The sequence below is a fragment of the Cohnella rhizoplanae genome (assembly GCF_948329515.1).
Taxonomy (GTDB): domain Bacteria; phylum Bacillota; class Bacilli; order Paenibacillales; family Paenibacillaceae; genus Cohnella; species Cohnella rhizoplanae.
The window spans coordinates 115,304-138,091 of record NZ_CAOJCN010000014.1; the positions used below are offsets into that span (position 1 = coordinate 115,304).

At 56.2% G+C, this 22,788-nt stretch carries 19 protein-coding genes; 5 read left to right on the forward strand and 14 right to left on the reverse strand.

The annotated features are described in order from the left end of the window. The first annotated feature begins 74 nt into the window (after positions 1-74). Complete coding sequence (locus PQG80_RS19700) at positions 75-332, forward strand: hypothetical protein (RefSeq protein ID WP_271753210.1); 258 nt, start codon at positions 75-77, stop codon at positions 330-332. Positions 333-457: 125 nt separating this feature from the next. Here PQG80_RS19700 and PQG80_RS19705 read toward each other — a convergent pair whose 3' ends face one another. From PQG80_RS19705 to PQG80_RS19715, 3 genes are all read right to left on the reverse strand, one after another. Then, positions 458-1,639, reverse strand: coding sequence for an MFS transporter (locus PQG80_RS19705; protein ID WP_271753211.1), 1,182 nt, complete (start codon positions 1,637-1,639; stop codon positions 458-460). A gap of 114 nt (positions 1,640-1,753) precedes the next feature. Further along, the gene (locus PQG80_RS19710; protein ID WP_432432779.1) at positions 1,754-2,287 is read right to left on the reverse strand and encodes an NAD(P)H-dependent oxidoreductase; all 534 of its coding nucleotides are present in this window, start codon (positions 2,285-2,287) and stop codon (positions 1,754-1,756) included. A gap of 279 nt (positions 2,288-2,566) precedes the next feature. Beyond that, positions 2,567-3,142 carry a TetR/AcrR family transcriptional regulator gene (locus PQG80_RS19715; RefSeq protein WP_271753213.1) on the reverse strand — a complete coding sequence of 192 codons (576 nt, stop codon included), beginning with the start codon at positions 3,140-3,142 and terminating at the stop codon, positions 2,567-2,569. A 639-nt stretch (positions 3,143-3,781) separates the two neighbouring features. Between PQG80_RS19715 and PQG80_RS19720 the strand changes: the two genes are divergently transcribed. The 3 genes from PQG80_RS19720 to PQG80_RS19730 all read left to right on the forward strand — a co-directional run bounded on the left by PQG80_RS19720 (position 3,782) and on the right by PQG80_RS19730 (position 6,723). Further along, positions 3,782-5,023, forward strand: coding sequence for an NAD(P)/FAD-dependent oxidoreductase (locus PQG80_RS19720; RefSeq protein WP_271753214.1), 1,242 nt, complete (start codon positions 3,782-3,784; stop codon positions 5,021-5,023). A gap of 511 nt (positions 5,024-5,534) precedes the next feature. Then, a complete protein-coding gene (locus PQG80_RS19725; protein ID WP_271753215.1) occupies positions 5,535-5,981 on the forward strand; it encodes a VOC family protein in 447 nt (148 codons plus the stop codon). Next, positions 5,971-6,723 (forward strand): RNA polymerase sigma factor, encoded by a 753-nt coding sequence (locus PQG80_RS19730; protein WP_271753216.1) that lies wholly within the window; start codon positions 5,971-5,973, stop codon positions 6,721-6,723. Before PQG80_RS19725 ends, PQG80_RS19730 begins: the two co-directional genes overlap by 11 nt. 654 nt (positions 6,724-7,377) lie before the next feature. On the opposite strand, the gene PQG80_RS19735 is transcribed toward PQG80_RS19730, so the two are convergent. The 8 genes from PQG80_RS19735 to PQG80_RS19770 all read right to left on the reverse strand — a co-directional run bounded on the left by PQG80_RS19735 (position 7,378) and on the right by PQG80_RS19770 (position 17,268). Beyond that, the gene (locus tag PQG80_RS19735; RefSeq protein WP_271753218.1) at positions 7,378-8,229 is read right to left on the reverse strand and encodes a sugar phosphate isomerase/epimerase family protein; all 852 of its coding nucleotides are present in this window, start codon (positions 8,227-8,229) and stop codon (positions 7,378-7,380) included. Positions 8,230-8,277: 48 nt separating this feature from the next. Continuing rightward, entirely contained in the window at positions 8,278-9,312 is a 1,035-nt protein-coding gene (locus tag PQG80_RS19740; RefSeq protein ID WP_271753220.1) for a zinc-dependent alcohol dehydrogenase family protein, read from the reverse strand. Between the two features lie 20 nt (positions 9,313-9,332). After that, the gene (locus PQG80_RS19745; protein ID WP_271753269.1) at positions 9,333-10,496 is read right to left on the reverse strand and encodes a Gfo/Idh/MocA family protein; all 1,164 of its coding nucleotides are present in this window, start codon (positions 10,494-10,496) and stop codon (positions 9,333-9,335) included. A gap of 2 nt (positions 10,497-10,498) precedes the next feature. Continuing rightward, positions 10,499-11,482 (reverse strand): ABC transporter permease, encoded by a 984-nt coding sequence (locus tag PQG80_RS19750; protein WP_271753221.1) that lies wholly within the window; start codon positions 11,480-11,482, stop codon positions 10,499-10,501. Next, positions 11,463-12,962 (reverse strand): sugar ABC transporter ATP-binding protein, encoded by a 1,500-nt coding sequence (locus tag PQG80_RS19755; protein ID WP_271753223.1) that lies wholly within the window; start codon positions 12,960-12,962, stop codon positions 11,463-11,465. The genes PQG80_RS19750 and PQG80_RS19755 overlap by 20 nt, the downstream gene beginning before the upstream one ends. 68 nt (positions 12,963-13,030) lie before the next feature. Continuing rightward, positions 13,031-14,203, reverse strand: coding sequence for a substrate-binding domain-containing protein (locus tag PQG80_RS19760; RefSeq protein ID WP_271753225.1), 1,173 nt, complete (start codon positions 14,201-14,203; stop codon positions 13,031-13,033). A gap of 187 nt (positions 14,204-14,390) precedes the next feature. Continuing rightward, positions 14,391-15,806 carry an ABC transporter substrate-binding protein gene (locus PQG80_RS19765; protein WP_271753227.1) on the reverse strand — a complete coding sequence of 472 codons (1,416 nt, stop codon included), beginning with the start codon at positions 15,804-15,806 and terminating at the stop codon, positions 14,391-14,393. 28 nt (positions 15,807-15,834) lie between these two features. Then, entirely contained in the window at positions 15,835-17,268 is a 1,434-nt protein-coding gene (locus PQG80_RS19770) for a response regulator (protein ID WP_271753228.1), read from the reverse strand. Positions 17,269-17,332: 64 nt separating this feature from the next. On the opposite strand from PQG80_RS19770, the gene PQG80_RS19775 reads away from it, so the two are divergent. Further along, positions 17,333-19,141, forward strand: coding sequence for a cache domain-containing sensor histidine kinase (locus PQG80_RS19775; RefSeq protein ID WP_271753230.1), 1,809 nt, complete (start codon positions 17,333-17,335; stop codon positions 19,139-19,141). A 95-nt stretch (positions 19,142-19,236) separates the two neighbouring features. Here the strand turns inward: PQG80_RS19775 and PQG80_RS19780 are convergent, their stop codons facing one another. The 3 genes from PQG80_RS19780 to PQG80_RS19790 form a co-directional block, all read right to left on the reverse strand. After that, a complete protein-coding gene (locus PQG80_RS19780; protein ID WP_271753231.1) occupies positions 19,237-20,403 on the reverse strand; it encodes a levoglucosan dehydrogenase in 1,167 nt (388 codons plus the stop codon). A 69-nt stretch (positions 20,404-20,472) separates the two neighbouring features. After that, positions 20,473-21,696, reverse strand: coding sequence for a substrate-binding domain-containing protein (locus PQG80_RS19785; RefSeq protein ID WP_271753232.1), 1,224 nt, complete (start codon positions 21,694-21,696; stop codon positions 20,473-20,475). Positions 21,697-21,733: 37 nt separating this feature from the next. Then, a complete protein-coding gene (locus PQG80_RS19790; RefSeq protein ID WP_271753233.1) occupies positions 21,734-22,549 on the reverse strand; it encodes a sugar phosphate isomerase/epimerase family protein in 816 nt (271 codons plus the stop codon). Positions 22,550-22,788: the final 239 nt, after the last annotated feature.

A 22,788-nucleotide genomic window follows, 5' to 3' on the forward strand; every position in this document is an offset into this window, starting at 1 on the left:
CGTTAGGCTTGCTGCTCGTTATTCTAGCCTTATCGGCGACCGGCTGCGTCCCAGCTCCGAAAAGCTCGATTCCGATGGCCGACATTGCCGTGACGAATACCCATCTGATCGTCCAGAACGAAACCGGATTCGTATGGTTCGGCGCGAAGCTTACGATTGACGACAAGTACACCTATGAAGCGCCGATCATGCCCAACGGCAAATCCAGCATGCCGTTAGCCGGATTCGTAGACGATCAAGGCCATGGCTACAAGCGCGACCGGTGGAGCATCCGCCACCTGACGATCGACGTTACCGATACGTTGGGCGGCAAAAAGCACTTTAGCTGGTGAAGCCAAAAATGAAAAGCGGCCATCGCATGCATACTTCGATAGCTTGCCCTGTGTAGTAAATGTTAGTAAAGGCGATCGCGCTTCCCTAAGGGATTTAAGCACGATCGCCTTCAACAATTATTGCGTTATTCGGTTTGACTGACTAGAGAACGGTTATTGACTGTCGAGGTAACCGTAAGAAGGATGAGTACCAAAGCGAACGAGAACGCTCCCAGCCACATCGCGCTGGTTACATTGATCGTATCGACTGCCAAACCGCCTATTAAAGCTCCCAAGCTGACAGACAACTGATAAATACCTACATAGATCGGACTCATGGCTTCTATAGCATTCCCAGCAGTTGAAAAAACCAATAGCTGCAGGCCCAAGGGAGCCATTCCCCAGGCGATTGCCCAAATAATGAAAGCAATGATTGAAATGACAACGTTATGTCCAAACAGTGAAATGCCCAGCAATGAAATAAGGAAAATAACTACTGTTCCCACTAACAATCCCTTGAGGCTGCGTTCGGCAATGAAACCAGCGGCAAAATTGCTTAGGAAGGAAACAATCCCGTAGACAAGCAGTATCGCACTGAGCAGACTCGGGCCGGTTCCAGTCACTTGCTGGAAAAAGGGTGTTATATACGTGTAGGCTGCAAATTGACCACCCACAACGAGAATCGCAATAACAAAGACCGTTATTACTTTCCTCATTTTCAACAGCTCCAAAAAATCTTTTCCACGAACCCCCTGTTCCATCGGAATTCTCGGTTGCAGTATGAGCTGGATGATAAAAACAGCAATCGCAAGTATGCATCCTACCATGAAAACGTTTCTCAAATCAAAATGTGCGGCCATAAAAGACGCTAATGGAACACTTATGACCGTGCCAATCCCAAATCCTCCGAGGACAATCGAGGTTGCTTTTGCTACCTTCTCTTGCGGAACTAACTTTGCTTGAGCAGTCATAGCCACAGCCCAGAATCCTCCAACACTTAATCCTAGGATGATTCGCGCAATGACTAGCACAAAGAAATGGGTTGTACTCATTGAAAGTACATTAGATACAATAAGCAGCAACGACAGTCCGAGAACCACCACCCGGCGATCCAGACGTCCGATAGCTATCGTAAGAATCGGACCCGCAATGGCCGCCAGTATAGAAGTGGACGTCACTGTAATTCCGGCAGTACCCTCCGATACATCAAAGCTTCGGCTAATTTCATAAAGTAGACCAACTGGCAAAAACTCGGCAAGAGAAATTGAGAAAGCACCTAATGCAATTGCAATAATAGCAAGCCATGCATTCCTACTCTTATTACCCAATGTCAAGCATCCCCCTGTTACATATTGTTGCAGGTATGAATCCGGAGCCTAAGAGAGATCAGCAACTGTGAGATCGAAGACCGAAATGCGCAGCGGTTTGTTTAGCCGTTCGTTTCAAACAACCGAAGGTTTAACCGTCGTAATATGCCGTACATAATCTTCGCTGCTTTGCGCCAAGCGCGTTTCGTCGAGCGTGTTTTGCGCAAAGTGAGGCAGGTACACGGCGCTGATATAATTGGCAAGCGCTTGGAAAGGCACCAAAATTTCTTCCAGCGTGAAGCGGTTGGAACCGGTCGGTTGATACGCATCCTCTGGCGCGCCATACGAGAACGCGACCCCGATTTCTTTGCCGGTTGTCTTCGTCCCTTCCGGACCGTATGCCCAGTTGTAGAGCAGCACGGCATCGAACCATTTTTTTAGCAGCGGAGGAGCGCTGTACCAATAAAGCGGGTATTGGAAAATGATCCGGTCATGGGCTAAGACTAATTGCTGCTCCCTATGGACATCAATGTTTTCGTTCGGATATTCTTGGTACAGTTCATGAATCGTGACTTCATCATGCTTTTTCAATTCATTCACCCATGCTTTATTCCAGACGGACGCTTCGATATTCGGGTGGGTAACGATGACTAGTGTTTTCACTTTCATTCGCTCCATTCTTCTAGTAAGTTTAATTGTTATTGGAAGTGCCACATTCTACATCAAATAGGATAAACGGCATCACTTGCCGGACATTTGTTTCCTTAAGCATTCTTTGTACCTACCTGTCGGTACAGAATCGGCACAAAAAATAATCGCCAATCATCTGGGTACCCCTTCCTTCATGAGCAAAGCTTTTAAATTTGTACCTACCGTTCGGTACAGGCCGATCATACCAAATTCGCTTTTCTTGCGCAATGGAAAACGATGGAGAAATGGAGCGCGAGCTCAAGAAAGGCGATATTGCGAGCGAATGATCGCGATGGCGTTCGTGAGAAAGCTGACTTCTTTTTGGCTTTTCATTAATAAAATGGCGCCTTCGATCATAGATACGATGGCTTGCGAATGCTGTTTGGCATTGATGTCCGGCGCTAGATGCCCCTGTGCTTTCAACTCGTTCAGCGCGCCCTCAATCGACAAAATCCACCGATCGAATATATAGTGAACTTTTAGCCGAAACGTTTCATCGTGTTCGCTCATCTCAATGGCCAAGTTCCCCGCGGGACAACCAGATTTCCCTTCTTCGCCCGTATGGATGGTCAACGTCCTGTCAAGCATCTTATTTAATTTCATGATAGGATCAAGATCGGCTGCGAAAATGCCCTCGAATACATCCCTGTCCCATTCCTTGACCAGATCATCGACGACGGCCAGGCCGAGGTCGTGCTTGGACGAAAAGTAGTGATAGAACTGGCCTTTTCCGATTTGAGCCTCGTCCATAATATCGCTGATCGACGTAGCTTGGTAGCCTTTATAATAAATAATTTTTCTGGATATGGTAATAATATCTTGGAGTTTCGACAATTCGACACACCCTTTATGATATCTTTTGCTTGAGTCCAGTATCTGCCTAACCGGTTGAAGGGCGACAAATGAATTTTATCACAGTTTCTATAGAATGAATAATTTTAGAGTCGGTTCGCCCCACAGGTTATACTGGCGGTAGTCTTCCCTACGATGGCCATGTTTATGTCGATGTAGTTCGTTCTGTTAAGAACTTTTCTGAATTTATTAACTGCCCAGGATCAAGCTAGGTTACATTATCCATTTCTCACCCATGATGAGTCCTCAACTACAAAAGATGAATAAGGTCCAAGAAAGAGAAGGGGAGCCTATTCGACATTGAAAATAATTTCACGGACCTACTTCTATTTCGACAAAAAAATTGATAGTGTGTTGGTAAGCGATTACAACCTATGGTATTATCGACAAGCCAAATTTATTAGCGAAATTAGCTTTTCAGATTGGAATAAAATCAGTAGCATGAATCTTACTGGCATGTTCCTACGGAATTTGGTGGCGTTTCTTCTAGCGACGAAGCTTCGGCTTGAGAGGTTCTGCAGTGATTTATCGATCAGGGCGAAAGGCCCGGCTATGGGAAAGGTTAAGGGGGATCATAACAGATCTAACCCCCCATAGCCGAGAATTGAATGGGGGAGCATCATGGCAAAGTTGGCAATTATCGGCGGTGGAATTATTGGCCTTGCTTGCGCATATTATTGGCGCAAACAAAATCATGAAGTCGTCCTTATCGATAAAGGCAATCCGGGCGAAGGCCCTTCCAGATGCAATATGGGGTGGGTTTCCCCGACATTATCGGGACCGTTGCCCGGGCCTGGAATGATAAGAACGTCCATGAAGTGGCTGTTCAAGAAAGACAGCCCCTTATACATTAAACCCAGGGCAGTCCCTTTTTTGGCGCCCTGGTTAATTCAGTTTATGCGTTATTGCAACGAACAAAAGTATCAATTGGCTTGCGATGCCGGTTTCGATATAAGCAAGGATATGTTTCAGTTGTATGACGAGCTTGTGGACGACGGCGTCGAATTCGAAATGCACCGGAAAGGACTCCTCGTCCTAGGCTCGGACGAATCGGATTTGCAGCATAAGTACGACGACTTGAAACAAGTCGAACGCATCGGCTTGCCGCGTCCGGAGTTCGTTACCGGGGCCGAATTGCTAAAGATGGAGCCTCATCTGAATGCGAAATTGGCCGGAGCGTTATTCCTGCCTAAAGAGCGGCATGTTCGTCCCGAGAGTATGGTGAACGGACTGATCGATTGGCTGCAGGTCAATGGAGTCGAAATGAAAACCAACGACGCGGTAACGGATATCGTCCATAACCATGCTCGAGTGGAAAGGGTAAGATGCAATTCCGGCTGGGTAGAAGCCGATATGTTTTTATTCGCGGCGGGCGCGTGGTCTTCCCCACTTATGAAAAAGTTAAATTATTCTCTTCCGATCATTGCGGGGAAAGGGTACAGTATCACGTATCAGTCGCCGAATGTGGAGTTTAATCATCCGATTTACTTTGCCAAGGACAAAACGGCTATAACTCCATTCGACGGCGCTCTGCGTATAGGCGGTACAATGGAGTTATCCGGCATTAACGATGAGTTGATGCTGGACCGCGTGAACGGCATCAAAAGCTCGGTCGCAAAATTACTGTCTAAAGAGATTGTTGGATCGGGGGAAATGATCTTGTCCGGGATGAGACCGATGACGCCGGACAGCTTGCCTGTTCTAGGGGGACTGCCGAACTTCAATAATGTATTCGTAGCCGCAGGACATGGCGGGAACGGGTTATTGATGTCGCTTTCGACGGGTCGCATTCTATCGGATTTAATGAGCGGCAGGGATCCGGGTCTCGATGTTACGCCATTCTCTCCGCAGCGGTTTAAATAATATCGGACATTCGCAAATTTTCAACTTGGCTTGCTAAATCGAGCCTACTTTCATTGATAACTTCATCAAATAATGGTGTGTTCAACGTGGTCAACACCTCTTCGGGTCATCTTCCAGATATTTTATCACTCTACGGTATTGTGCAAAACCGCCTAGTTAACGCAATGAAGCTGCCCGATCATGCCGGCAGCTTCGTTTTGGTTTTTTGATGGAATTAACATTTCCCGTTAGCCAATTCCGCTTATAGTCGTTCTATATGTCCTTTCTCATAACCACCGATGCATAGGAAACCTCAGACACCTATTGGCGTCTTTTTGCTGTATAAGAGGAGAATCATGGGGCAGTACCTTTCCATGACCGGTAAACGTCGATAGGGAAAGCGACTTCGCGCATGGAAAAAAAACTGGCCTATCAAATTGACTTGTGGTCCCCCCGTTTTTTTCGTATACCCGTATCTATTCGCGAATTTCAAACGTTATTAGGTTAAAATCATGATAAGGAGTGAACGACAGTGGAAAAAATCATTGCCAAAATCAGCAACATCTTCATACCGGTAACGGATCTGAAGAGGTCGTCGGACTGGTATATCGGGATGTTCGAGATGGAAATGATCGAGTTTGGAGAGCGAAAGGCGGGAATCGCATTTCCAAACAGGGAAACGTTCATTGTCTTATGGAAGGTAGCGAAGCCGCAGCCTGTACATTTCGATACGGGAGAATTAAAGCTGCACTATTACAATTTTACTTCGTACGATATTAACCGATCCTATCGGGAGCTTGCGGCAAAAGGAGCGACATTGAGCGAAATTCACGAACATGACGGGATTCGGTATTTCGAAACATACGATCCGGACGGTAACGTGGTCAATATAGTCGAAACGTTTGAGGATTCGCCTTACTATGCACATAAGATGAAATTTTGGAAAGAAGCAAAGACGGATTTAGCGAATGAAGGTTGAAAGATCGGACGAAGGGTATGATTCGTTTACGGAAATGACGGTTCCGATGCATGCCGACCTTAAGCGCTATTGTATGTCCAAGTCAGGATCGGCGTGGGATACGGACGATTTGTTCCAGGAGACGCTGGTTAAAGCGTATCGATGGCATGTCCGATTTCCGGAAAGGGAGATCACAAAGCCGTTCCTATTTCGGATAGCGGCCAACGTTTGGATTGATTATTGCCGCAGTCATAAACTGCAGCCGCAGCCCGGACATCTGAAGGAAGATCAGTTCGGCTCTTATAATGAATGGAACTACTGGGATGTTCGAGAAGCGCTAGAGCTGTTGTCGGATCGGCTGGAACCGAAACAGGTCGTGCTCATTTTGCTGATCGACGTATTCGCCTTCACCGTCAAAGAAGCAGCAAGTCTGTTCAGCCAAACTGAAGGTGCGGTGAAAGCTGCGCTCCACCGGGCGAGGGCAAGGTTGAAGTCGGCCGTAGAGCGGAACCCTGAGTATTGGCATGACGCTGTGCTGACGGTCCCCCGTCGCGGGCTTAGAATCGAAGTGTTTGAAGCATTCATAGACGGCTTCCGCCGTTCAGATCCTTATGCGATCTATCGCTCGTACCAGTCGATGGTTAGCGACGGCGCTGCGGTAGGGAGAATTGAGCTGCGCGGCCATATGATTTATTTTACGATCATGGATCCGGACGGAAACGAATTGACAATAACGGGCATGTTGTCTGAACTCAAGAAATGACCCGCTCATGAGAAGCCCATCACGGCGTTACGCAGGACGAACGCGTTGGCCGGAGAAGTCAGCGTAAACTCGACGTATTCTCTGTTTTGTATGATTGGGCTATCGTTCACCGTTAGTTCAGCGTCGAGGCTTCATATACCTTTGTCTCATCACCAGTAAAGATGAACGCATCAGTGATATGAGCCCAGCCGTATTTTTCATAATATCCGTTCAAATCTGTACAAAGATAAAGTTTGTTGTGACCCTTTTTTCAGTTTCTTTATGAGCATGCTTCATTAAAAGTGATCCAATTATCCTCTTTCTTTGATCTGTGGAAACATATAAGCAGGCAAGCCATGGAAATAAATCTTGGCGAGGATCAAATCATTACGTAATAAAGCGTATGTACCAATAATTGATTTCCATTGCGATATTTGCGGCCAGGATAATATAGTTTGTAACTCGACCCAATCCGTCCTTGCTCACGACGTCCGGCTTCGGTTTGGAATTTGAACGATATTCGCAGGACTGCTGAACGCCACAGCAATGGCATCTCACGAACCTTTCATTATCCCGGAATGCGGATTAGCCGCCGACAGAAAAATAGCCAAGCCCGTAAAAGGCTTGGCTTGGTCGTGCGCTGCGGACCGGCGGCCGTTTACAGACCGCTTGTCCTTATCCGATTTTCCAGTCGATTTTCTCCATGATGGCCTTCAACGACCGGATATTCTCCTTTGCATACCAATCCGGCTCGGACTGGCGGCTGTGGAAGCCGATCTCGGCGGCGAGGTAACCGCCGTAATTGATGTCCTTCAGCGCTTGCAGCACCGCTTCAAAATCGCCGCGGCCGTGTCCCGGCGGCAGACGGTCGCTGTCCGAGATATGGACGTGGTGCAGCTTGTCGCCCATCCTGTACACATAATCGCTCGGCACCTCGTTGCGGTACAAGGCGTGAATCGTATCGAACATCAGCTTCACGTTGTCGTGGCCGGATTGTTCGGCGAGCAGGATCGCGTCGTCGGCGGATTCGATCAGGTTGCCGTCCGTCGGCGTCGGCTCGATCACGAGCGTGATGCCCAGCTCCTTCGCATAGGGCGCAATCTTGTCGAGCGCCTCGAGACCGTAATGCCAGGCCTCCGTTTGCGACGTACCGAACACGGCCCAGCCGGCCAGATAGATGACGGTCGGGCACTCCCAATCGTGGGCCAGCCGGAGAATGTCTTTGTAATGGTCCACGACCCAGGCGCGCTCCTCCGCAATCGGCGAGCTCGGGTTGTTGCCCGGTCCGCCGCCCGGCGCCGGGAGCATCGACGAGACGGCGAGGTTTTCCCTGCGCAGCAGGGCAAGGATGTCGCGGCGGCGCTCGACGGTCAGATGCGGGGGCCAGGCATGAGGGCTGGCGCAGCCGATCTCGATCGCGTCATAGCCGAAGCCCGCAATGCGCCGGATCGTCTCCTCGAGCGGATACGACGGAACCCAAACGGGGAAGCTGCTGTACACCCAGGTATTGAACGAAAGTCCTTTCATTGGTACACGTCCTCTCGGATGGGTAATCTTTCTGCTTGTATCATAGGGTCAATCCCAAACAAAGACCGCTTTCTCCGTCTTGCGCTCGTCGAACATCCGGAACGCGGTCTCCGCTTCCCCGATCCGGAACGTATGGGAGACGAGCTTCTCTACCGGAAGACTTTTCTCCATGATGAACCGCGTGATCTCGTCGTATTCGAAGATCGGGAAATACCAGGAGCCCATCACGGTGACCTGCTTGCGGATCAGCTGATTGCTGGGATGGATCGTCAGCTCGCGGCATTCGCCGATGAACGCGGCGCGGCCGTGCGGCCTTAGGACGTTTAGCGCCGTATTTTCCGCGTGCGGGCTGCCGGAGCAGTCGATCGCGGCATCTGCGCCGCGGCCGCCCGTGATCTCCATTACGCGGGCCAGCACGTCTTCCTTGCCGTTAATCACATAATCGGCGCCCAGTTCCTTGGCGACCTCCAGCCGTTCGTCCAGCATGTCGACGGCGATGACGGTCGCGCCGAGTCCCTTGGCGACCATGACGCCGGCGCCGCCCATCGGGCCCATGCCGAAGATGACCAGGGTATCGCGGCCGCCGATGGCCAGCCGCTTCTGCGCGTGGTACAGCGTGCCTACCGCATCGGTGGATACCGCAGCCACCAGGTAGCTCATGCCGTCGGGGATGCGCATGCAGTTCTCGGCCGGCACGACCATGTAGTCCGCGTCGCCTCCATGCTGGTCGAAGCCGATGCATTTCCACTCGGGGCAGAACATCCGGTAGCCGCTCTTGCAGTGCGCGCATTCGCCGCAGCCGACGGCGAGATACACCGCCACGCGGTCGCCTTCCTTGAAGCGGGATACGCCTTCGCCTACTTGCACGATTTCACCCGCCGGTTCATGGCCGGGGTGGATGCATCCGGATTTGGTCGCTTCGCCTCCAACCACCGCATCGCTGCCGTAGTACAGGCTCATGTCGCTGCGGCAGATCGCAGACGCCCTCATCTTGATCAGCACTTCGCCGCCGCCCGGCGACGGAATCGGCACTTCCCTAATTTCGACCTTTTTGTCTCCCGGAAATACAACCGCCTTCATCATGTTGAGTCCCTCCTTGGGCCTTAGGTTGTTATGTTAATCCATCGTTCCTCTTCGTGGCTCTGAAGGATGGCTTCGGTTATGCACATGGACAGGTGCCCGTCCTCGAATGTGGCGAAGCTCGGCGTGTCCTTGCTTGGGTCCTTGCCGTCACGGATGAACGTATAATATTGAAGCATCATGTTCTTCAGCGAATCCGGCCAGCCTTCCGTGTGGCCGCCCGGATGGTGGATGGACGCACGGGCTTCCTCCAGAAATAGGGAAGGGTCCGCCATCAGCACCTCGTTCGGTTTGTCCCGATGCCCGATCCACAGGCTGGCGGGCTCTTCCTGCTTCCAATGCGCAGACTTGCGGCTGCCGTTCAGTTCGAAGCTTAGCGCATTTTTGCGGCCCGCGCTGACTTGGGAAACGGTAAAGGAGCCCTTGCTCCCATCCTCGAAACGCACGAGCACCGATGCATGGTCCTCCGTAATGACAGGCAATTCTTCGTAGGCCGTCTCGCCGCCGTCCGTCTGCAGGCCGAACGTCACGCCGCCCGCGACCGGCTTTTTCCGGATCGGATGAATCGTCCGCAAATCCGCGAAAACGGCTGCGATCCGCTTGCCCGTCACATACTGTACCGTGTCGCACCAGTGCGATCCGATATCCGCGACCGCCCGCGACCGCCCGCCGGCCGCCTGGTCGAGCCGCCAGTTAAAGTCCGTATCGAACAGCAGCCAGTCCTGCAGATAGCCGCCGTGCACGAGATGGATCGGGCCAAACTCGCCCTGTTTCACCATCTGGGCCAGCTGCTTCATCATCGGAAACTGCCGGTAGTTAAAATGGACGCCGTGCACGATGCCGCGTTCTCGCGCCAGGCGGAGCAGTTCCGCCGACTCGCGGCTCGTTATCGCCAGCGGCTTCTCGGACAGCACATGCTTGCCCGCTGCGATGATCGCTTTGTTGATCTCGAAATGAAGATGGTTCGGCGTGCAGTTATGCACCGCGTCGATGTCCGGATTGAGCAGCAGCTCCCGGTAATCGCCATAAGCCAGCGGCACGCCGAGCTTCGCAGCTTTCTCCCGCGCCTTCTCTTCGCCGTTCTGGGCCAGCGCCACGACCTCGACGAATCCGAGCCGACGCATCGCCTCGATATGCGCCGGTCCGATAAAACCGGTGCCGATGACGCCCACTCGAATTTTGGGGATCGTCATTTCTTGATCGCCTTTTTGCCGAACATTACGGCGAGGATAATGATAAGTCCCTTGATCATCATCTGCTGGGAAACGTCGAGGCCCATGATAATCAAGCCGTTGTTGATCGTGCCGATCATGATGGCGCCGACGACGGTGCCGATGATCGTGCCGACGCCGCCGAACAGACTGGTGCCGCCAAGAATAACCGCGGCGATGACCGAGAGCTCGTCGCCTTCGCCGAAGGAGAACCGGCCGGCGTTCATCCGGCCCGCATACAGCAGTCCGGCCAGTCCGGCCATCAGGCCGGTGCCGAGGAAGACGAGCAGCTTGATCCTCATCGTCTTGACGCCGGAGAAGCGGGCCGCGGTCTCATTGCCGCCCGTGGCCAGCGTCTGCCGGCCGAACGACGTTTTGCGCAGCAGCACGTGCGCGATAACCGTAAATACCAGCGTCCAGATCAGCAGCACCGGAATAGGTCCGATATCGCCCGAACCGAAGATGAAGTTAAACGTATCGTTGACGATCGGTACCGGCGCCGTGTCCGTGACCCACATCGCTAGGCCCTTGACCGCGCCCATCGTGCCCAGCGTTACGAGGAACGACGGGATGGCCGCCTTCGTTACCAGCATGCCGTTGACCAGACCGACAAGCATGCCGGTTGCGAGTCCGGCGACCAGACCGCCGATGACGCCGAAGCCATGCGATACCGCCAGGGCGCCCGTCAGCGAAGACAAGGCGGCGATGGAGCCGACGGAGAGGTCGATCTCCCCCGTGCTGATAACGAACGTCATCGCCAGACCCATCAGGGAGATCGTCGCCGTCTGACGCACGATGTTAAGCAGGTTGCCAGACGTCAGGAAGCCGTCCGAATACAGCGTGACGGAGAAGTAAATGAGCACCCCGATAAAAGCGATATAGACGATATAATTGCGCCATTCGAAGCCCTTGAGCCCCGCGAACGAGACCGGCTTCGCCGGATTAATACCCTTGGATTGCATATTGAAGCTCCTCCTCTGCGTGGATGTCCTGCCGCTGCAATTCCTTGGTGAGCCGGCCCTCGTGCATGATCAGCACCCGGTCGCTGAGCGCCAGAAGTTCAGGCAATTCCGAGGACACGACCAGCACCGCTTTGCCGCTCTCCGCCATTTCTCGGACAATGTCGATGATCTCGGTCTTGGCGCCGATGTCGACGCCGATGGTCGGCTCGTCGAGCAGAAGAACGTCCGGCTCGTTCGCGAGCCATTTGGCGAGAACGATCTTTTGCTGGTTGCCGCCCGACAGCAGATTGCTCGTCTTGAAAATGCTGTCCGTCTTGATATTCAGCCGTTCGACCATCCGCCTGCTGATGTCGTTCGCCTTGCGGTCGTCCAGCCAGGGGCCTTTCTTCATCTTCCGGATGATCGGCAGGATCATGTTGTCCCGGACGCTGTGCTGCAGCACCAAACCCTGGACACGGCGGTCCTCCGGGATGAGCGCGATGCCTGCACCGATCGCGTCGGTCGCGCTGCGAATCGTGCGGCGCTCGCCGTGGATGCGGACTTCGCCGCCGTCCATCGGATCAATGCCGAAAATCGTGCGAAGCAGCTCCGTCCGCCCGCTTCCCATCAAGCCGGCAATACCGACGATTTCGCCGGGACGGACGCTCAGGCTCACGTTTCGGACGCGCTCGCCCGAGGACACGTCGCGCAGCTCCAGTACAGGCGCCGCCTCCTTCGCGTAATCGCGCTCCACCCACTCGAAGGCCTTATTGAAGGACTGGCCGACGATATGCTGGATCACCGTCTCCAGATTCGTCTCCTTGATCGTTTCCGTCGTGATTTTGCGTCCGTCCCGGAGAATGGTGATCCGGTCGCAAATTTTGAAAATTTCATCCATCCGGTGGGAAATATAAATGATGGCGTAGCCTTTGGCTTTCAGCTTTTCGATGAACGAGAACAGCACTTCCGTCTCCGTCTTCGTCAGCGACGAGGTCGGCTCGTCCATGATCAACACTTTCGCTTCCTGCGACAGCGCTTTCGCAATTTCGGTCATCTGCCAGTAGCCGACGCCGAGGTTCTGCACGACATCGTCCGGTTTGATGTCGACGCCGAGGTCATCCAGGAGCTTGGCGGTCCGGACTTTGTTGTCTTTGTCGTTCAGCAGACCCATCGCGGTCTTGGTCTCGCGGGTCAGAAAGATGTTCTGCGCGACCGTGAGCGTCGGAATCAGGCTGAACTCCTGGAAGATCATCGAGATGTTGTTCATCCTCGCGTCTTCATAACTCTGTATCGTAACAGACCGACCTTCGATCCGGATTTCGCCCTTGTCGGCGGAATACACGCCGGTGAGTATTTTCATGAGCGTCGATTTGCCCGCCCCGTTGCCGCCCATCAGCGCATGAACCTCGCCTTTGTTCACCGAGAAGCTGACATCGTCGAGAACCGTAATGCCGTTAAACGCCTTGGAAATGTTCGTCATCTCCAGCACGGGTTGATTCATTCGCACTCACCTTCTTTATGGGATGACCGAAGGCCGCCCGAGAGCGGCCTTCAGCCTGATTGTGCTCGTTATTGCTTCAGCGCGTTCTTCACGCTGTCCGGTGCGTCCTGGCCGTAAATCAGCTTCCAGTTGTCGAGCACATTCTCTTTGGTCACCTTGATCGCCGGGGATGCGACGTACGCGGGCGCCTGCTTGCCCAGCAGCGCGTAGCCCGCCAAAATCGCCTGCGCTACGCCCTGATCGTAAGGCAGCTGGGCGCCGAGACCGCGGACGATGCCGTCGGACGCGATCGAGATCGCGACGTTCGTGCCGAGGTCGACCGTCGTGACGATCAGGTCTTCCCGGCCTGCCGTCCGGGAGGCCGCCATAACCCCTTCGGCCGGCACGTCCCACGGCGCGAAGATCCCCTGGATGTCGGGGTTGCGCGTCAGCATCGCCGAAGCGACCTCCTCGCCTTTGTTCGGATCCGTGATGCCGCCGCGGGCTACGATTTCGATGTTCGGGTATTTCTCCTTCATGCGCTTCTCGAAGGCATCCGAGCGGTTCTTCGTGACGAAGAAGTTGACGTCATGGAAAACCACGCCGACCTTGCCCTTGCCGCCGAGCTTCTCGGCCATGATGTCCGCCGCGAGCGCGCCGTTGCCATAGTTGTCGCCCGATACGATGCTGATGTAATCCTTGCCGGGCTTCATGCCTTGCGCCGCGCCGTCCATGAACACCAGCTTGACGCCCTGCTGAACGGCTTTCTTGTAGGCGCCGGCCGTCGATACCGCATCGACCGGAACCGAGATCATGACGTTCGGCTTCTTCGCCAGCACCGTCTCGATGTCGTTCACCTGTTTCTCCGCTTTGAATTGGGCGTCCGTTACCGCAACCACCTTGATGCCCATCCGTTCAAAGGTGTTCTTCATGGCGCCGACGGCCGCATTCATATAATCGGTGCCGGAGTAATGCATGACGATGGCGGCCGTGTAATGGCCGTCTTTGATCTTCTTGAGCTCGTCCTCGGTAAGCTTCAGATCCTTGGCGGACACCGCCTTCTCGCCGTTCGGACCGATGTCCTGCACCGGCAGGTCCGGGATGTTCGGATTAATCGTAAGCGGTCCGGATACAGCCGCACTGTAGTTTTTCGAGGTGGCCTCCGTCGCCTCCGTATTCGTATTTGCCGTACCGCAGCCGGCAAGCGCCAGCCCGCTTACGAGCAGAACCGCGACAGCGGTTGTCCACGTCTTTCTCTTCATTCTGCTTCCCCCGCTCTTTCGCCAGTTAGTCGAACCGGACGTTCGCAACGATTCGTAACCTAAGTATATCGGGATGGCGGGAACGGCTGTAGCCGACGATTTTAACCGCACGGGGGGAAATTTTTAGCCGGGAAATCCTGACAAAAAAGCCGGGTCCGCGTGCGATCCGCGAAACCCGGCTTCCCATTCAGTAGCCTTCCATGATCATGAATTGCGAGACGGTATCCACCGCCTGATCCAGCGCAGCTTTCGCCGACTGCCTGCCAGTCAAATAACGCTGGACGGCGGTCTGTACCGCTTCCGACAGCTGACTGTAGTTCTTGATCCTCGGCCGGCCCACGCCGACCCGAAGCGACGCGCCCAGCACATCGTAATACTCCCGCTGCGAAATGTCCGGAAGATGCTGCGCAGCCTCGTAGGCCGACATGCGCGTCACATGATGGCGGTATTTCAGGTAGCCCTGCTGGGCTTCAGCCCCCGTCAGGTAGGCGGCCAGGTCGAAGGCCGCCTGCCGCTGCTGGGCGTACTTGTTGACGGCCAAGCCCCACGAGCCGAAATGGGGTCCCCGGACGATCGTACCGCTGCGTTCCACGCCGGGAAACATGAACGAGCCGACCTGACCCTGCACCATAGGGTTCAGCTTCATGTCGTGATAATTCATGCCCATTGCCGTCTGCCCGTAGCCGAAGGCGATCTCGACCTCGTCCCAGGTGTACCCCGTTACGCCCGGAGGCGTCACCTTGTCCTTGAGGATCCAATCGCCGTATGTCTCCAACGCCTCGACCCCCGCCTGCGAATTGAAGACCGGCCGTAGATTGCGGTCGAACATCTCCCCGCCGTACACGTTCAGGAACGACTTGAAATCGACGAAAGTGGCTTCGCTCTTGCCTGCCATCAGCGTCGTGCCGTACAGATCGATCGTTCCGTCCCCGTCTGTGTCGCGCGTGAAAAACCGGGCGATGTCCAGGTACGCGTCGAGCGTCTGCGGCACCTCGAGCTCACGGCCGTAACGGTCCCGGAAGGCGGCGCGGTTGGCCGGGTCGAGGAACAGATCCTTCCGATAGCTGACGGTCAGCACATTAGACTGGATGGGCAGGCTCCAAATATCGAAGCCGGCGTTCTGGATGCGGTCCACATCGACGACGTCCATGGCAGGCGGCTGCTGGCGCGGCTGAATCGAATCGAAGACGGACGTATCCATAAACACCTTGGTAATAAAATCGTCGACGCGGATCGACGGATCCGCGCTCCGGATGTAGGCGGACAGCGGCTCCAGATGAGGAAGAATCCGCGGCATCCAGGGCGTATCGACGGCCATCAGGTCATAATGGCCGCTCTTCCGCGCAAGCTCCGAAAACACCTTTTCCTGCAGACTGTTGTACGGAAACGTGTCGACTTCGACGGGTTGGCCGGTGATGGCCTGATAGCGCTCGATCGCCGCAATCACGGCCTCCGAGCCGGCTTCGACCGTCGCATACAGCACCCGCAGCGGACGCGCCGCAGCAGGCTGCTCCTCGGGCTTGCCGCCGCCCGCCTGGCTGCACCCGGCGAGCAGCAACGAAGCAACCAGCTGCGTTATCCATCCGACTCTCCATCGTTTCATTCCGGCTGTCCCTCTTCCGCACGGCATCCTATTCATGATCCTCCGGCACGCCGTCGATCCCGTGCTGCTTGCGAAATTCGGAGGGCGAATAGCCGAATTCCCGTTTGAATAGCCCTCTGAAATAGGCATGATCCGCGTAACCGGTCTCCTCGGCGATTTCATTGATTTTTTTATGGGTGCGCAGCAGGCGGTCCCTCGCATGCGTCAGCCGTTTGCGCGTCAGGTAGCGGACGAAATTTTCGCCCATCTGCTGCTTGAACATCCGGCTCAGCGTGACGGGATGAACGTTCACCGCCTCCGCGACCGCCTCCAGACTGACGTTCATGTCGGCGGAACTCTCGATGAGCGCCAAGGCCTGCTGAAACCAGCTGCCGGCCGGCTGCTCCCGCTCCGTGCGCTGCCGCTCCACGTCCTGGAATGCCTTTACGCCGCCGAGAACGACCCGCCGCAGGCGCTGCTGAAGCGCCTCCCAGGATGCGTGGTTCGCCACCCATTGCTGCCAGTAGCGCAGCAAATCCTCATCGACGATGAGCATTTCCTTCTTCGTCAGCCCTTCGTCCAGAAGCGCCATCAGATAGGCACACTGGTGCTCCAGGGCGTTATAATCCAGATGGCCGAGGCTATCCAGCCATTCGTCGAAGGCAAGTTCCAGTTCCGCGTAATCGCCGCCGCGCGCATGAAGGACGATCCGCTCCCGGCAGTCGACGGCCCGGCGCGTCCATTCTTTGCCCGCGCGGCCGCCTCTGTCCGATGCCGTCGGACGCGAATGGAAAAACATTCGGGCCCGGCGCTTCCGGTATTCCGCCAGTAAGGACGGGAGGAAAGCCGCCTTTTCCCGGAAGCCGCCGGACGCCGGCTCCACCGTCGCTCCGACGACGGCGCCTTCCGTACCGTCCTCCAAGGCGAAGGTAAACAGCAGGCCTGTGGGTCGGTCTTCCGGGCTCGCCGATTCAGCTTCCTCCGGCCAGAAGCGGATCTCCTTCCACTGCCGCTCATCGAACCAAAGCCCCGCATCCTGCGGCACGATCCGGCAACCGGCGAGCAAGGGAATGCTCGCGGCGTCGATTCGCTGCCGAACCTCCTGGAGCAGCAACGTCTGCAGGGAGCCTTGGACCTTGTCGACGATCTCCTTGAGCTGTACGCGGTCCGCGGGCTTCAGCAGATAGTCCGATGCCCCGTATTGCAGCGCCTGCCTCGCATATTCAAAATCATCGTACCCTGATATAATGACCACATGCATGGCCGGGTAACTGGCCTTCAGCCTTTTGAGAATGTCGAGCCCCCCGATCTCCGGCATACGAATATCAAGGAAGGCCAGATCCGGGCGTACCATCTCAATTCGCTCCAACGCCTGATGGCCGAATTCGGCGTCGAATATTTCGTCGTCCGGAAATAACGCATTCAGCTTCTGGAGGATGCTCATCCGGACCTGCCGTTCGTCGTCGACCACGCAAATTTTCATAATCGAACTTGCTCCTTCCGGCCAACCTGAGCTAGTGTACTTCACATCCAGGAGGTTGCCTCACGTGGCCCTGCCCGCCCTTGTCATGCGTATCGTAAACCGGCTCAGCTTGAAATTCAAACTGTTTGTCTTGCTCATCCTGATATCCATCATCCCAATAACCTTGGTCGGTTATAACTCCAATACGTTCATGTTCCGCTCCGGAACGGCGTATTCCGGCTCCATCTCTTCGCAATACGTCGACTTCGTGTCGACGGAGCTGAACGCCTACCTGCAGAGCCTGAACCAATCCTTCGACCCTCTCTTCAGCACGCCTGCCTTTCTTCATTTTATGGGCACGCCGGACAGCTGGCTGAAGGATCAGGGCGAGGATCTGATGAGGTTCCGGCCGCTCGTCCGCAGCTCGCTGCAATTTCACCCCGAAGTGATCGGCGTGCTCTATCTGGACCGCCTGGGCAAGGTATACTTCGACTCCTACCAGCGGCAGTTGGATCCCGCCTTTGCGTTCGGCGAGGACCCGTGGTATCGGAGATCGTTCCAGATTAACCGGAATGCGCTGAGCGAGCCTCACGCCATGCCGTACGTGCTCTACAGCAAAGATACGACGTTGTCCTATATCCGGCCCATTCTGGACACGGATACGGGCGTAACGCGGGCCGTCTTCGTCGTGGAGATCCAGGTGAACCGGATCAAGAGCATGCTCCGAGGCGAGCAGACCGGCCGCCCGGGTCAGGTGATCCTGATGCATACCCGAACCGGCGCCACCGTGTCGGAGACGCCGGTCGATTCCGGCGTCATGCGCGATTTTAAGACCGCGCTGGTCGATCACGCGGGGTCGAAGCAGCCGTTCCTTTTCCGCTCGGGCCTTACCGAATACCAGGCCAGCTACGCCGCGCTTCCCGACAGCGAATGGCTGGTCGTCTGGTCCGCGCCCCTCAATACGATCAATAAGGCGGTGCGTCAGACGGTCCAACTGTCGCTTCTGATCTCGGTCCTCAGCCTACTGACGGCGCTGATCGTCGCCTTTCCGGTCATGAGCGTCATTCTGCGCCCGCTGTACAAGCTTAAGACCGGCATGCTGAACCTGGGACTCGGCAAGTACGTGCCGATCCCGCAGGGCGGACGGTACGACGAGATCGGTTACCTGATCCGCAGCTTCAACCAGACGCTGGAGAAGCTGCAGTGGATGGAGCGCGAGGTGTACCAGGCCAACCTGCGCGAAAAGGAGCGCGAGCTGCTGCAGCTGCAGGCTCAGATCAATCCGCATTTCCTGTTCAATACGCTCGAAACGATCGATTCCTATGCTTCCGGGAACAACGGCGAGGCGGTCGGCGACATGGTGCAGTCGGTCTCGCGCATGATGCGCTTTACGGTCCGCAACGATGACGGATGGGCGCCGCTTCGCGAGGAGCTGGATTACATCCGGAATTTCCTGACCATTCATTACTACCGGAACGGCCGGGACGTACGCGCTCGGTTTGACATCGATCCGGCGGCCCTGGACATGCCGGTCATGAAGCTGAGCATTCAACCGTATATCGAGAACGCGATCAAATACGGCTGGAGCCCCCACATGACGGCGGACGAATTCCAGCTCACCGTGAAGGTGTCCCTGCAGGGGAATCGCCTGGAAGTCGACATCCTGGATACGGGCACCGGCATGACGCCGGACGTGCTTCGCCGCATCCGGCAGTTGATCGCGGAGCAAGGCGATTCGAAGGACCCCTATTTCCGGTCGCATACCGGCGTACGCAACACCTTCCGCCGGCTGTTCCTCGTTTACGGCGGCGAAGCGGAGGTCTTCGTCGACAGCGAGCCCGGCGCGGGAACGCGGTTCCGGTTCCGGATTCCCGCCGGACGACCGGACCGTTAAGTCCCCTTCGCTAACGGAACGACAAAAGAGGCAGTCCCGAAACGGCGATCCGTTCGGGACTGTCTCTCTCTCATGTTTCGGGTGTTCCGGGAGGGTTAATCGACGGTCTTGACCCAAGTCCCGCTCTCCGCCGAAGCCATGATGGCGTCGGAAATCACATGGATGCGGTAGCCGTCGTGGAAGTTCGGCGATACGTCGGTACCGTTGACAATGGCGGAGATGAAGTCGTGCGCTTCGATGATCTTCGTCTCGCCGTAACCGATGCCGAGCGCCGGAATCGGCCAAAGCGCCGCTCCGTTCGGATGCGCCGGACCCGTATAGATCGTCCGGAATCCGCGGCGGTCGTCCGGATCGTCGGCAAAGCACACCTGCAGCTCGTCGCGGCGCTCGTAGTTGAATGCGATTGAGCCTTTTTCGCCGCGGATCTCGAACGTCAGGAAGTTGTTGCGTCCCCACGCGTTGCGCGTCGCTTCAATGCTGCCGACCGCGCCGTTCTCGAACCGGAGCAGCGTGCTGATCTCGTCGTCGACGTCGACGGCTGCCTTCTTGAATTCTCCGGAAGCCTTCACGGTTCCCAGCTTGTCGACCGGACCGGACGATACCGGACGCTCCTTGATCCAGGTCTGGGCCGTGCCCATGACCTCCGTAATTTCGCCCACCAGATAGCGGGCAAAATCGATGACGTGGGTGCCGATGTCGCCCAGCGTGCCCGATCCCGCGATTTCCTTCCGGAACCGCCAGGACAGCGGCGAATTCGGATCGGCCGACCAGTCCTGCAGGTAGGTCCCGCGGAAGTTCAGCACGCGGCCGATCGCGCCTTCCTCGATGTATTTCTTCGCCAGCGCGACGGCCGGCGTCCGGCGGTAGTTGAATGCGACCATATGCTTCACGCCGGCTGCGGTGACGGCATCCAGCATCTGCTTGGCTTCCTCGGTCGTGCGGGCGAGCGGCTTCTCGGAGATGATGTGCTTTCCCGCCTTGGCCGCCGCGATCGCGATTTCGGCGTGCGTATGATTCGGCGTCACGATGTCGATAATGTCGATGGCAGGATCCTCGACAACCTTTCTCCAGTCGGAGGCGTAGGATTCGAAGCCGTAACGGGCTGCCGCTTCCTGCGCCAGGTCGTCGCGGATATCGACGACCGTCTTGCGGAACGGAATGGCCGGCGCCGGCCAGAAGAACATCGGCATCCCCGCATAGGCGAGCGAGTGGGCCTTACCCATAAAGCCGCCGCCGATCATTCCAACATTTAACGTACGCATAAGACATTCTCTCCTTTTCTGTCTGTACCTGTTCGTTCGGAACGGAACTTTCCCGTCTGCTTGCACGCCTTACTTCTTGGCCGCATCCTGAATCGTTTTGGGCGCATCCGCATGGTACACGGTCTTCCACGAATCCAGGATGTTTTCCTGATTCACGGGCAGCGCCGGAACCGCAACGTACGGAGGCGTCTCCTTGCCGAGCAGCGCATATGCGGCCAGAATGGCCTCCGCTACGCCCTGGTCGTACGGCAGCTGGGCGCCGAGACCCTTGATCATGCCGCCCTTGGCGATTTCCAGGGCCACGTTCGTGCCGAGATCGATCGTGGAAATGGCGAGATCGGTGCGGCCAGCCGAACGGGCGGCGGCCATGGCGCCTTCAGCCGGCACGTCCCATACGACGAACATGCCCTTCAGCTTGGGATGCTTGGTCAGCATCGCCGCGGCTACTTTCTCTCCGTCGTTCGGGCCTGCGATGCCCCCGCGCTCGACGATGCGGATATTCGGGTAGGACTCCTTGATCGTCTTCTCGAATGCTTCGGTGCGCTGCTTCGTCACGAAGAAGTCCGCATCGTGGTAGATCACGCCGATATCGCCTTCTCCGCCGATCGCCTTGGCGAGGATGCCTGCGGCCTCCACGCCGTTGCCGTAGTTATCGGCGGACACGACGCTGACATAATCCTTGCCGGCCGCAAGACCTGCGGCTTTATTGTCCATGAACACCAGCTTAACGCCCTGGGCGGCCGCTTTCTTGTACGCGCTGGCGGTGGACACGGCGTCGACCGGTATGCTGACGAGGATATTCGGCTTCTTGGCCAGAATCGTCTCGATATTCGCCACCTGCGTCTCCGCCTTGAAGTTCGCGTCGGTCGTCGCGACGATCTCGATGTTCATCTTGGCGAACGTATCCTTAAGTCCCTTGAGCTGCGCGGCCGACCAGTCGTTGCCGGCATAGTGCATCGAGATCGCCGCCGTGTAGTTGCCTGCCTTGACCTTGGCCAGATCCTCCGGCGAGAGCGACAGCGTCTTGGCGGAGACGGCGCTTTCGCCGTCGGGACCCTTGCTTAGGATGTCCTTGTCCGGCAGGTCCTGGTTGATGGTGATCGGGCCGTCGGCAGCGCCGGCCGCATCCGCCGTCCCGGTATTCGACGTTGCGTTGGCCGCAGCGCCGGAAGCCGTGTTGGCCGACGCCTCGCCGTCCGTATTCGTATTCGCATTCGAGCCGCCGTTGCCGCAGGCTGCGAGCAGCAGCAGCAGGCAGACGGTCATAATGGAAAGCAGCGTCGATCTTTTCATGGCTAATGGCCCCCCAAAATTGGTTTGTAGTAACTTTTTATCGCAATTGCAGCGTATCTCTCAGGTAGGCCCTGCTTAGACCAGCAGCCTTCGCCGGATCGTCGTGGCTGTCCAGTTCGATTGTTATCCATCCGTCGTAGCCCTGCTCCCGCAGCAGCCTCAGCATCTCGCCGAACGGCTGTCCGCCTTCGCCGAGCGGCACGAATGCGCCTGATAGGTAATCCTTGAAGTGAATGTATATAATCCGGCTGCCGTATTTCCGGATGACCCCCAGCGGATCGCCGCCTCCCGCCTCGATATGCGCCGTATCGGGGCATAGCGGAATGTCCGTCAGCGGCATGAGCCGGTCCAGCTGGTCGGGGCGCTCCACCATGGTGCCCAGATGCGGGTGATAGCTGGCCCGCAGGCCGTGTCGCCGCGCGATCCCGGCAGCCATGTCGAGCCCTCTGGCCAGCGCGGCAAAGTCCTCGTCCCGGATACCGGCTGCCCGCACGGCTCCCCCGCCGAGCACCAGATGCTCCGCGCCGGCTGCGGCGGCAAGCTCGGCCGTCTTCTCGATCTTGGCCATTTCGTCCGGCAGGATGTCCTCATAGATGAAGTTGGCGCCGGTGTACACGCCGATCAGGGACAAGCCGCTGCCGCTCAGCAGCCGGCGGAATTCGTCCATCCGGTTCTCGTACTGAACGAGATTGCCGTCGAACAGTTCGATCCCCCGGTAGCCGGCGGCCGCGATGTCGCGGACAGCCTGCTCCGTGGAGCCGCCCGCCAGATAATGCAGATCTTTGACCGACGTCACCCCGGCCGGATGGCCGACAACGCCCCCCCATGTATTCGTCTGATAGCCGATTTTCATGTTTCGTCCTCATCCCCTTCTTCATGACAGCGCCTTCAACTCCTGCATCGTGATAGGCACGGCTGCTGAGCTAAGTATAAAAGGCATCTCGAATCGGCATAAGCGGAATAAATTAGCCGGAAGCGCGGATATTTTTAGCGTCGGTCGTTTCGCGCCCCCAGTATCCGCGAAGCAAAGAAAACAGCCTCGCGGTCGCTGTGCTCCCCGGAGGCTTGTATCGAACGTATATTTTATATGGC

Coding starts and splice junctions, on each gene's coding strand:
- PQG80_RS19700 (WP_271753210.1), top strand. CDS start 75: ATGGCCGACATTGCCGTGACGAATACCCATCTGATCGTCCAGAACGAA.
- PQG80_RS19710 (WP_432432779.1), bottom strand. CDS start 2,287: ATGAAAGTGAAAACACTAGTCATCGTTACCCACCCGAATATCGAAGCG.
- PQG80_RS19720 (WP_271753214.1), top strand. CDS start 3,782: ATGGCAAAGTTGGCAATTATCGGCGGTGGAATTATTGGCCTTGCTTGC.
- PQG80_RS19730 (WP_271753216.1), top strand. CDS start 5,971: ATGAAGGTTGAAAGATCGGACGAAGGGTATGATTCGTTTACGGAAATG.
- PQG80_RS19735 (WP_271753218.1), bottom strand. CDS start 8,229: ATGAAAGGACTTTCGTTCAATACCTGGGTGTACAGCAGCTTCCCCGTT.
- PQG80_RS19740 (WP_271753220.1), bottom strand. CDS start 9,312: ATGATGAAGGCGGTTGTATTTCCGGGAGACAAAAAGGTCGAAATTAGG.
- PQG80_RS19750 (WP_271753221.1), bottom strand. CDS start 11,482: ATGCAATCCAAGGGTATTAATCCGGCGAAGCCGGTCTCGTTCGCGGGG.
- PQG80_RS19755 (WP_271753223.1), bottom strand. CDS start 12,962: ATGAATCAACCCGTGCTGGAGATGACGAACATTTCCAAGGCGTTTAAC.
- PQG80_RS19760 (WP_271753225.1), bottom strand. CDS start 14,203: ATGAAGAGAAAGACGTGGACAACCGCTGTCGCGGTTCTGCTCGTAAGC.
- PQG80_RS19765 (WP_271753227.1), bottom strand. CDS start 15,806: ATGAAACGATGGAGAGTCGGATGGATAACGCAGCTGGTTGCTTCGTTG.
- PQG80_RS19770 (WP_271753228.1), bottom strand. CDS start 17,268: ATGAAAATTTGCGTGGTCGACGACGAACGGCAGGTCCGGATGAGCATC.
- PQG80_RS19780 (WP_271753231.1), bottom strand. CDS start 20,403: ATGCGTACGTTAAATGTTGGAATGATCGGCGGCGGCTTTATGGGTAAG.
- PQG80_RS19785 (WP_271753232.1), bottom strand. CDS start 21,696: ATGAAAAGATCGACGCTGCTTTCCATTATGACCGTCTGCCTGCTGCTG.
- PQG80_RS19790 (WP_271753233.1), bottom strand. CDS start 22,549: ATGAAAATCGGCTATCAGACGAATACATGGGGGGGCGTTGTCGGCCAT.